This is a genomic window from Sphingobacteriaceae bacterium GW460-11-11-14-LB5, assembly GCA_002151545.1.
Lineage (GTDB): Bacteria > Bacteroidota > Bacteroidia > Sphingobacteriales > Sphingobacteriaceae > Pedobacter.
Map to the genome: position 1 here is coordinate 4,503,678 of CP021237.1, position 10,723 is coordinate 4,514,400.

General features: G+C 37.5%; 13 protein-coding genes. 1 reads left to right on the forward strand and 12 read right to left on the reverse strand.

All coding sequences use genetic code 11. The features are described from left to right. The first annotated feature begins 6 nt into the window (after nt 1–6). Nucleotides 7–594, forward strand: a complete 588-nt coding sequence (locus tag CA265_18025) for a crossover junction endodeoxyribonuclease RuvC (GenBank protein ARS43046.1) — start codon at nt 7–9, stop codon at nt 592–594. A 155-nt stretch (nt 595–749) separates the two neighbouring features. On the opposite strand, the gene CA265_18030 is transcribed toward CA265_18025, so the two are convergent. From CA265_18030 to CA265_18085, 12 genes are all read right to left on the reverse strand, one after another. Further along, nucleotides 750–1,622 carry a hypothetical protein gene (locus CA265_18030; GenBank protein ARS41449.1) on the reverse strand — a complete coding sequence of 291 codons (873 nt, stop codon included), beginning with the start codon at nt 1,620–1,622 and terminating at the stop codon, nt 750–752. A gap of 490 nt (nt 1,623–2,112) precedes the next feature. Beyond that, complete coding sequence (locus tag CA265_18035; protein ARS41450.1) at nt 2,113–2,331, reverse strand: hypothetical protein; 219 nt, start codon at nt 2,329–2,331, stop codon at nt 2,113–2,115. A 57-nt stretch (nt 2,332–2,388) separates the two neighbouring features. After that, nucleotides 2,389–3,153 (reverse strand): 5'-nucleotidase, lipoprotein e(P4) family, encoded by a 765-nt coding sequence (locus CA265_18040; protein ARS43047.1) that lies wholly within the window; start codon nt 3,151–3,153, stop codon nt 2,389–2,391. A 28-nt stretch (nt 3,154–3,181) separates the two neighbouring features. Continuing rightward, nucleotides 3,182–4,309, reverse strand: coding sequence for an ATPase (locus CA265_18045; GenBank protein ARS41451.1), 1,128 nt, complete (start codon nt 4,307–4,309; stop codon nt 3,182–3,184). Nucleotides 4,310–4,510: 201 nt separating this feature from the next. Continuing rightward, nucleotides 4,511–5,407 (reverse strand): ATP synthase F1 subunit gamma, encoded by an 897-nt coding sequence (locus tag CA265_18050; GenBank protein ARS41452.1) that lies wholly within the window; start codon nt 5,405–5,407, stop codon nt 4,511–4,513. A gap of 73 nt (nt 5,408–5,480) precedes the next feature. Then, nucleotides 5,481–7,055 (reverse strand): F0F1 ATP synthase subunit alpha, encoded by a 1,575-nt coding sequence (locus CA265_18055; protein ID ARS41453.1) that lies wholly within the window; start codon nt 7,053–7,055, stop codon nt 5,481–5,483. 139 nt (nt 7,056–7,194) lie between these two features. Beyond that, entirely contained in the window at nt 7,195–7,734 is a 540-nt protein-coding gene (locus CA265_18060; protein ARS41454.1) for an ATP synthase F1 subunit delta, read from the reverse strand. A 91-nt stretch (nt 7,735–7,825) separates the two neighbouring features. Beyond that, nucleotides 7,826–8,320, reverse strand: coding sequence for an ATP synthase F0 subunit B (locus CA265_18065; protein ARS41455.1), 495 nt, complete (start codon nt 8,318–8,320; stop codon nt 7,826–7,828). A gap of 87 nt (nt 8,321–8,407) precedes the next feature. Further along, nucleotides 8,408–8,620, reverse strand: coding sequence for an ATP synthase F0 subunit C (locus CA265_18070; GenBank protein ID ARS41456.1), 213 nt, complete (start codon nt 8,618–8,620; stop codon nt 8,408–8,410). Nucleotides 8,621–8,662: 42 nt separating this feature from the next. Then, nucleotides 8,663–9,793: an ATP synthase F0 subunit A gene (locus CA265_18075; protein ID ARS41457.1), complete on the reverse strand. Its 1,131-nt coding sequence runs from the start codon at nt 9,791–9,793 to the stop codon at nt 8,663–8,665. A 14-nt stretch (nt 9,794–9,807) separates the two neighbouring features. Beyond that, entirely contained in the window at nt 9,808–10,164 is a 357-nt protein-coding gene (locus tag CA265_18080; protein ID ARS43048.1) for a hypothetical protein, read from the reverse strand. Between the two features lie 260 nt (nt 10,165–10,424). Beyond that, nucleotides 10,425–10,649, reverse strand: coding sequence for a hypothetical protein (locus CA265_18085; protein ID ARS41458.1), 225 nt, complete (start codon nt 10,647–10,649; stop codon nt 10,425–10,427). Nucleotides 10,650–10,723: the final 74 nt, after the last annotated feature.

Sequence of the window (10,723 nt, forward strand, 5' to 3'; positions counted from 1 at the left end):
GCTGTAATGTTGAACGAAAAAAAGGAACGGGTTATTATGGGCATTGATCCAGGCACGGCGGTGATGGGTTATGGCGTAATTTTAGAGAAGGGAAATAAAACAGAACTGATCAGTTTAGGGGTGGTAAAGATGACCCATTTAGATGATCCATTCCTTAAGCTTCAACGGATATTCGAAAAAACAGTGGTTTTAATCGATCAGTATAAGCCTGATGTTCTGGCCATCGAAGCCCCGTTTTACGGTAAAAATATTCAGGTATTATTAAAACTTGGCCGTGCGCAAGGCATTGCTATTGCAGCCGCCCTGTCGAGAAATATCTCAGTTACCGAATATTCACCACGAAAGATCAAACAATCGATTACTGGTAGCGGCAATGCCACGAAAGAGCAGGTGGCGGCCATGTTGCAGCGCTTGTTGAATTTCAAGGAAACACCAGAGTTTTTAGATGCAACCGATGGTTTAGCCGTAGCGGTTTGCCATTCCTTTCAGAAAATTACCACAGGTGGTAAATCTAAAAACTATTCGGGTTGGGAATCCTTTGTAAGCGATAACAAAACCAAGGTTAAAGGTTTAGCGGTTAAGGTGAAGAAATAGTTCCAAAAGTTCCCGTCACCCTTACCTGAGTTAACGAAAGTTACGAAGTAAATTTATTTCGGGGTCTATTGTTAAATGTATATTTTAAAATGGCCCGTGCGAACACGGGCCATGGAGCGATAATGAAATAACTGTTTATTGCCTGGCCTGATCGATCATGTTTTGGTGGCCTCTTCCATCGCTAATTTATTTTTACGGATAAAATATTTTATAGTAAAGAAGATTGCAATACCCACCAGTATTAACATCCATAAATTAGAAATAGCAATTATAATCTCTTTAAATATGGTCCAGCCGTTTACAATACCTAACCAAAGCCTGTTTATAAATGCCGGACGGTAATCGTACAGATTGTCATTGGCAACAATCATCGTTTTAACCGTATTGTCCTGATAAAAATTAAGGGTAATGGTACTGAATTTTACGCGGCTATCGATTTGCATATTCTCGATTTTCTTATCCACATAATCATCTTTAATGTAAAGAGAAGATTCTACATTGGCACTTTTCTTCGTGGCTACTTTATTAATTTTTTCAATCGCATCAATCCTGTTCTGTGCCTTTAGTTTATTGGCGAGATAAGCGATACTCTGGTCATCCATTTTCATCGATTGGTTATCGACAAAGACAGCCATTTTTGCAATGGTATTGGTAAATTCGTCTAGTTTATCGGATGGAACCTTAGCCACCAGGTATCCCTGCGTACGATAGGAGGTAATTTCTTTTAGCGAGTCGGTAGATTGTTTAACCTTATCGGTTTCCTGGATAGAGCTTTCGATAGAAAACTCAGCCACCGTTCCGCCTTCTGCTTTGATGGTTTTACTCAGCTGTTCTTTGGTCTTCTGCACATCCTTAACCCGAAACCGCATATCAGCAGTTTTGACAATTTTCTCTACAGCGGTACTATCTGAGCTTTCTCGGTTGAGCTCTCCATTGCTTACAACATCGGCGCCGGCGTAGTCTTTTTTTTCAGCGTTACAGCCAAACAGAGCCAAAATTATGGCTATAGCAATAATATTCCTTTTCATGATTGTGTGTTTTTAAATAAATAATCATTTAAATATTTGCTTCAAATGGCCATAAGAAGTACAGCGTTTTGGTTAGCTTTTAACGCTGTGTTTTCCCTTAATACCAGAATTATATTTAGGTAACCCAATGTTGGGTTTGAAGTAGCGGGAAAGGAGTTTAAGGGGCAATTATGATAATCCTCACCGTTTTTTTGAAAAGCAGGTTACTGTGTGCATCGGTTCCGAAAGCCCTGCCATCCTCTTTACCTCTCTGCGTTCGGTGCCCGCTCCTGCCAGGTTTAAGTTACCCGGGCAGCCCTTTCTATCCTAAATCCCGATAGGAGCGAACACGTAGTGCAACGAAGTAAAGCGTATAGCGGGACTGTTTTAACCAAACTGCTTCTGAATTTGCTTTTCAAAAAAAAGACACACTAATTTTAATTTGAATGATAAAACAAAAAAGCCGGTCATGAATGAACATGACCGGCTTTATATTTTGATAGTAGAACGCTTATGCATCTAATATTTTGAATACACCTTTAATGGCAATAATTGCACCGATGAACAAAACAATCCAGGATGCTAAAGATACTTGCCACGAATCGTAAGCGAAACGTGCGTAAGTACCCACCATGCAAACCAGTACACCAAAAATCATTAATTTATAAATTCCTGGCTGGTTAGCCGTTTTCATACTTTCTGTATTGTGCTTTAATTCGTTGTTCTCCATAATGTTTATTTTTATGATGCTGCAAAAGTAATACTTATTGCTGAATAATTATAAAACTTAGTAACTTTTTAATCGTTCTAATCTTTGTTTCGCTTTATCCTGATCATTCAGTTTTTCTCCCTGATACAAAGGCTTTTCCCAATCGCCGTACATTGGGTTTGGTAATACGATATACTTTGTTCCAAACAGGTTCTGATTTGCGTTTACCTGGGCAAAGGTATTTTTATTTTCGCGATAAAAAATATTGCTGAAATCGCTTAAATTATCGCCACATAACAGGAGAATATCATGTGTTTCTTTAATTTTCTGACGGCGTGGTTCTTTATTTGAAGTTCCTTTCGAGACGATTAAATGTGCATCATCTGCATAGGGAAAGCCAAAGTGCTGTAGGTTTTTCAGTGTTGCATTATAATCCTTTTCATCGCGGTTACTCACATAAAAAGTTTCGATATGCTTTGATGCGGCAAACTTTAAAAAAGCCAAAGCACCCGGAACGGTATCGGCCTGCGCCAGATTGGTCCATTCGGTCCAGTCTTCGGGTGCATAACTTAGTCCTTTTTTAATTTCATGCCCCTGAAAAGCAGAATTGTCCAAAACGGTTTCGTCAATATCAACAATCACACAATTTGGTTTTTTACTGGTATCGGCCCATAATGCTTCTTTTAGCGATAAACGGGAAAAGTTATAAGCCTGAAAGCATAACGCCCTATACTCGCCCGACGTTTGCTGCCAAAGCACCGCATTGGTATAATCGCGGGCAGGGTTTTGGGCCATTACAAAAAATGGGGCAAGCAATAAGGCAATTAGGATATATTTTCTCATCATGTAAAATAAAGGACAAAGATAAGATTTAACCATTCAAAAAGCTTCCCCGATCGGTTTTTGATAAGATTAGCGTTTCTGCTTCCGGATAAGCTTGTGTAAAAGTTGTAGGAATTTTATTTTTACCTCTTTCGTTCCATTTAAACTCAACAGCTAATAATTTATCTTTCGTTTTTTCAATATAATCGATTTCCTGCTGCTGTGTAGTGCGCCAAAAAAAGCAATCTGCTTCCATTTGATGCTGATGTAAAAACTTCATCCGCTCTGCAATCATATAATTCTCAAACAATGCACCTACATCATTTCTGTTTGCGATTGAATTAAAATTACGCGTAATGGCATTCACAATGCCGGTATCATAAAAATAGATTTTCTTATTCTTTTTGATTTCATTACGCACATTGCCTGCAAAGGCTGGTAAAGTAAAAATCACAAAAGATTTTTCAAGTAAATTGATGTATTTGTCTACCGTTTTCTGATCAGCTTTTACCAATTGAGCCAACTCGGAAAAATTTACTTCGCTCCCGATCTGCAAAGCCAAAGCTTTTACTATTTTCTCGAACAGTAAAGGCTTTTTCACTTCTTCCAGGGCAAATAAGTCTTTATATAAATAACTGTCGGCAAGCAACTTTAAATGTTCTTCAGCATTTTGAGGATCATTAATGATTTCGGGATAAGAACCGTAAATTAAACGTTGTTCTAGGGATCTTTCTTCCGTAAGAAAATCGGTATTGTTTATCAATTCCGCATACGAAAAAGGCAATAACATCATTTCGTATTTTCTGCCCGTTAAAGGCTCGTTAATCTTTCCTGACAACTCAAAAGCCGACGAGCCTGTAGCAATTACCTGAACGTTTTTGAAACGATCTACAATAATTTTAATTAATAAGCCAACATCATTTATGCGTTGGGCTTCATCTATAAAAAGCATTTCATAATTACCAAGCAGCTGCGCAATTTGTGTGGCATTGGGCCTGGCTAAAGCTTCCCTCACATCTGCATCATCTCCGTTCAGGTACAATGTCCTTTTATCTACTTTGGCTAACAACTGCTCTACGAAAGTAGTTTTACCGGTTTGCCTTGGGCCAAATATAATAAACGCCTTGCCCTTAAAGAGCCTTGCAGAGGCATAATCCAATTGTTTCCTAATGATCATAGCAAATCTTTACCATACAAAAGTATAATAATTTTGGATTACAATCCGCAAAAACCATAATAATTTTGGATTACAATCCGCAAAAACCATAATAATTTTGGATTTACTTTAACATGGGTCATAAAAAAGCCCATTTCAATTCAGAAATGGGCTTTGGTAATTTTGACTGTTGACTAAAGGCTTCCGACTCTAGACTTGATCTTATCCGTTTAATGCTGCTGCACCACTTACAATCTCAGTTAACTCAGTTGTAATTGCTGCCTGACGTGCCTGGTTGTATGAAAGTTTTAAAGCTTTCAATAATTCTCCGGCATTTTCAGTTGCTTTATCCATTGATGTCATACGGGCACCGTGCTCAGAAGCATGAGAATCTAATACGGCTTTGTATAACTGAATTTTAATTGATTTAGGAATTAACTGCTCTACAATTTCTTCTTGAGAAGGCTCTAAGATATAGTCAACATTTGTTGTTTTCTTATCTGTTTTTAGATCAGCTGGGGCTTCTTCTGCTTTAGGTAAAGGCAACAACTGCTCCGTAGTAATAAATTGTACTGCTGCGTTTCTAAAACGGTTATAAACTACTTCTACTTTATCAAACTCACCTTTAATAAAACCAGCCATAATCGCATCCGAAATTTTAGTTACGTTTTCGAAAGTTAACGCCGAGTATACCTCGTTATTATTGCCAATAACATTGTATTTACGTTTTTCGTAAAAGTCTTGAGTTTTCTTACCGATAGAAATAATGCTCACATTACCGTTTTTCAACTGTTCGCTATATTTTTCAGCAATTAAATTGTTGGCCGCTTTAATTACGTTCATGTTAAAAGCACCAGCCAAACCACGGTTTGATGATACCGTAACAATTAAAACCTTATTGGGCTCACGCTCTTGGATAAAAGGTGATGAAGACCCTTCTAAACTTGCAGATAGATTACCTAAAATCTCTTTCAGTTTAGTTGCATAAGGACGTAAAGCGATAATTGCATTAGTAGCACGTTTCAACTTTGCTGCCGAAACCATTTTCATAGCCTTGGTAATCTGCTGTGTTGATTGTACCGATGCAATCCGGTTTCTTACTTCTTTTAAATTAGCCATTCTTTATTTGTGCGAAGAGCGTAGGGCGTAGCGCGCTTGGGTTACAAACGCTTTACGCCCTGCGCTTAGCTTTTTAATATTTACTTGAAATCTCTTTTGCTACTGTATCTAGAACACCAGTAATGCTATCATCAAATTTACCAGCTTTTAATGCAGCTAAAGTTTCTGGATGACGTAATTCCAATTGAGTTAAGAATTCAGTTTCAAATTCTTTAACCTTGTTAACCGGAACACTACGCATTAAGTTTTTAGTACCTGCGTAAACAATTGCAACTTGTTTCTCTACTGTAAATGGAGAGAACTGTGCTTGTTTCAACATTTCTACGTTACGTGCACCTTTATCTAATACCGATTTTGTTGCCGCATCTAAATCAGAACCGAATTTAGAGAAAGCCTCTAACTCGCGGTATTGAGCCTGATCTAACTTTAAAGTACCTGCTACTTTTTTCATCGATTTGATCTGCGCATTACCACCTACACGTGATACCGAGATACCTACGTTAATTGCCGGACGGATACCTGAGTTGAATAAGTTCGACTCTAAGAAGATCTGGCCATCAGTAATCGAAATTACGTTGGTTGGGATATAAGCTGATACGTCACCTGCCTGAGTTTCGATAATTGGTAAAGCTGTTAATGAACCACCACCTTTAACGATATGCTTAATCGATTCTGGTAAATCGTTCATTGCTTTTGCGATATCATCGTTAGCATTGATTTTTGCAGCTCTTTCTAACAAACGACTGTGTAAGTAGAAAACGTCACCTGGATAAGCTTCACGGCCCGGTGGACGACGAAGTAATAAAGATACCTCACGGTAAGCTACAGCTTGTTTAGATAAATCATCATAAACAATTAAAGCTGGTCTACCTGTATCACGGAAAAACTCACCAATTGCAGCACCTGCAAACGGAGCATAAAACTGCATAGGCGCAGGATCTGCAGCCGAAGCAGCAACAACAACTGTATATGGTAAAGCGCCGTTTTCTTCTAATGTACGTACAATATTAGCTACAGTAGAGTTTTTCTGACCGATAGCAACATAAATACAGAACACAGGCTGGCCTGCTTCATAAAATTCTTTTTGGTTGATAATGGTATCGATACAAACGGCAGTTTTACCAATCTGACGATCGCCAATAACCAACTCACGCTGACCACGACCGATTGGAATCATGGCATCGATTGCTTTAATACCAGTTTGTAAAGGCTCATTTACCGGCTGACGATAAATTACACCTGGTGCTTTACGCTCTAAAGGCATTTCGTAAGTTTCACCTAAGATTGGACCTTTACCATCTAAAGGCTCACCTAAAGTGTTCACTACGCGGCCAAGCATACCTTCACCAACTTTAATAGAGGCAATTTTTTTGGTACGTTTAATCGTATCACCTTCTTTGATCTCGTCTGAAGCACCCAAAAGTACCACACCAACGTTATCTTCTTCAAGGTTTAATACAATACCTTGTAGGCCGTTTGCAAATTCAACTAATTCTCCCGATTGAACTTTAGTTAAACCGTAAACACGGGCAATACCGTCGCCCACTTGCAACACGGTACCAACTTCTTCCAGTTCGGTTTCTGATTTGAAGCCCGCCAATTGCTGTCTGATAATTGCCGATACTTCGTCTGGTCTTACCTCTACCATAATTTTACTTTATATCTTTTTGTAAATGTTTAGTGCTTAGCGCATGGCGCTTGGCATTTATTCGCCATCCGCTTATCGCAATTCTTTTATTTGGCGTTTGGCGCACGGCGTTTTCCGCTATACGTTTATCGCCACGCGCTTACTGCGCAAATTCTTTTTTTAGTTTACTTAAACCGCTGGCAATACTTGCATCAAATTGCTTATCACCAACTTTCAATATAAAACCACCAATTAATTTTTCGTTAATTTTTTCGTTAACAATAACCTGGTTGGCGTTTAATTCTCTTTTTACAATCGCAACAATCTGCTCTTTAGCTGCAGGGCTTAATGCACTTGCAGTAGTTACATCAGCAGTAACAATACCTTTAATTAAGTTATATTGTTGAACGAACTGTTTTGCAGTGGCAAATAAAATTGCCGAACGGCCTTTATTAACTACGATCTTGAAAAATGAGATGGTTAGTTTACTTACTTTATCAGCAAAAATACCATTCAAAATACCTGTTTTTTTATCTAAAGGTACAATCGGGTTTTTTAATATTGCTTCTAGTTCAGGAGTTTCATCAACCACTTTTTCAAACAAAACCATATCATTATAAGATGCTTCCAGCGCATTGTTTTCAACGGCTAGGTCTATTAATGATTTGGCGTATCTGCTTGCAACTTTAATTTCTGACATATTCTTAGGTGTGAGATGTGAGATGTGAGATGGAAGATGTGAGAACGAATCTCCTATCTAATATCTAGTATCTCAAATCTATTTTCTCAAACTAGTTTAATTCAACGTCTTTTAACAAGTTAGCTACTAAAGTTTCTTGTTTAGCTTTATCATCTAACTGCGTACGTAAAACACGTTCTGCAATTTCTAATGATAATGAAGAAACCTGGTCTTTAACTTCAGCTAAAGCTGCTTTCTTTTGGTTCTCGATTTCGATTTTAGCTTTCTCGATCAATTTAGCACCTTCAACCTGAGCTTGTTTTTTAGCTTCGTTTAAGATACCATCTTTTAAGGTTTTAGCTTCCTTCAAAATTTCGTCACGTTCTGCACGAGCTTGTTGCATCAAATCTTGATTCTGACTGGTTAAACGAGCCATTTCTTGTTTGGCCAATTCAGCTTTGTTAAGTGCCTCATCAATGCTTTGCTCACGTTCGTGAATTGCACCTAAAATAGGTTTCCATGCAAATTTTCTAAGTAAGATCAATAAGCAAATGAATGCTAACGACGTCCAAAAAACCAATCCTATGCTTGGGGTTACTAATTCCATTTTATCTAATTTTTAAAAACAATCTTTTTAATAGGGCTGGGTAAATAACCAATCGTTAAATACCCAACCTAATTTCTTCAGTGATTATTAACCGTTTAAGCCTAATAATGCAACTACCACACCGAATAAAGCAGCACCCTCAATAAGGGCAGCAGCGATAATCATTGCAGTCTGAATTTTTGATGCAGCTTCTGGTTGACGAGCAATACCTTCCATTGCTTTACCACCTACTTGACCGATACCGATACCTGCACCGATTACTGCTAAACCGGCACCAATTGCCGCGATTGAACCTACCATAACTAATTTAATTTATATTAATTTGTAAAAAATAGTTTTCTATTAATGATGCTCTTCTACTGCCATACCAATAAATAAGGCAGTTAATAATGTAAAAATAAAGGCCTGTAAAAACGCCACCAGTAATTCTAACACATCCATAAACAATACGAATGCAACAGAAACCGGAGCAATAGCCAATGTTTCGAAAATAAAAATTAAGGATATTAAACTTAATACGATAATGTGACCAGCCGTAATGTTTGCGAACAAACGAACCATTAAAGCGAATGGTTTAGAAATGATACCAATTAACTCTACCGGAATCATAATCGGATACAACCAAAAGGGAACATCTGGTTTAAAGATGTGTTTCCAGTAATATTTGTTACCATTAATATTAACGATGATTAAAGTTCCCAATGCCATTACAAAAGTCAGGGCAATGTTACCGGTAACGTTAGCGCCACCCGGGAAAATTGGAATCAAACCAAATAAGTTGTTGAATAAAATAAAGAAAAACGTCGTCAATAAATAAGGCATAAACTTAGCGTATTTATGACCGATGTTTGGTTTAGCAATATCGTCTCTCACGAAAATGATAATTGGCTCCATAAAAGATTGTAAACCTTTAGGTGCTTTACCTACACGTTTACGATAAGAAGCTGCCACCGAAATAAATATTACCAGTATGACAAAAATCGCAACGAACATTGCAGCAACGTTTTTAGTAATTGAGAAATCTAAAACAGATTTACTCGCTTCCTCATCGATTTTTCCATCAGCACCAACCACTTTAATGTGGTCTTCTTCTAAACGATAGTTATTGTATTTACCGTTATAATCATGTTCACCATGATGAAAGTGACCAGAAGAGAAAAACTCTAAACCGTTAGCTGTATATAAAATTACCGGAAGAGGCAATGAAGTATGTCCCCAAAGGTGCCACATATGTGAATCAGCAATGTGCTCCATGATCACTTTAGTTGGCTCGAATTTTTCTTTACCATGGTTAGCAGCGCCATGCTCACCAGAAACTGCTTCGGCAGATCCGGCTACAACGCTATCAACAGGAACAACAGCGCTATCAACCTGAGCGAAAGTATCAATTTTGATAGATAAAAACGCGATTAAAAGCGTAAAAACAATAGTTAGCCTTTTAACTTTAGACACAAAAACTCGGTTACAATCCATTTATTGGCAGTTTTTTACTTTAAATTTTGGTGGCGCAAGTTACGTAACAAACAGTAAATTTCAAAGGCCGTAAACAATAAATATAAAGAAAAAAAATTAAGCATAAATATTAGCCCAATTCCCTTCGCTTTTATACTGTAAATCAATACAAAAGCCATACAAAAAATCATCTTCACTGCAATTGATCCCATAATAGCCATCACACCTACTTCAGGATCACGTTTTATACCGATATCAACAAGCATATAAGCCACGTAAGTTATGCCGGCCAAAAAGCCAAACATCACCCAAAAGTTATTCACGAACAATTGTTGATTAGGAAATACGACAGGTAAAACGGCAATTACACCTATTAATAGGCCAACGAAAATGAAATAGATACTGGTAAATTTGGCTAGAGTCAATGTATAATTTCTTAGCAGATAAAAACTCCGGCAAAGATAAGCTTTTTAGTATCATTAAGTAGTGCAAAGCAGAATTATTATGAGGTTGATTAATTGGTTAACTGTTGAATTGGTTAACTGGTTAACTGAAGCAAGGGCTGAACCGTAAACTGCCAACTGAAAATTGCCAACTGTAAACTGCCAACTGTTAACTGCCAACTGCCAATTGAAAACTGCCAACTGAAAACTTACGGTTTAGTCGCCTGCCTGATGGCCTGATATAATGCAATCCCCACCCCTGCCAAAGCAAAAGCAGCAGTAATTAAATTAGTTTTGCTGTTTCTGTGCTCATCGATCTTGTAACCTATAAAAGTAAGAAGGCTAATGGTGGCAATCATTTGGAAGCCAATAGCAGAATATTTGGCGGCTGCATTTACCTTTTTCTTTGTATCTTCTTCTTTCGGATTTTCCATTTTTTAATGCAATAATTAAATTAACTTTGAATAATTAAAATTTGTTGCCAAATAAAATATTTTTCTACATATAT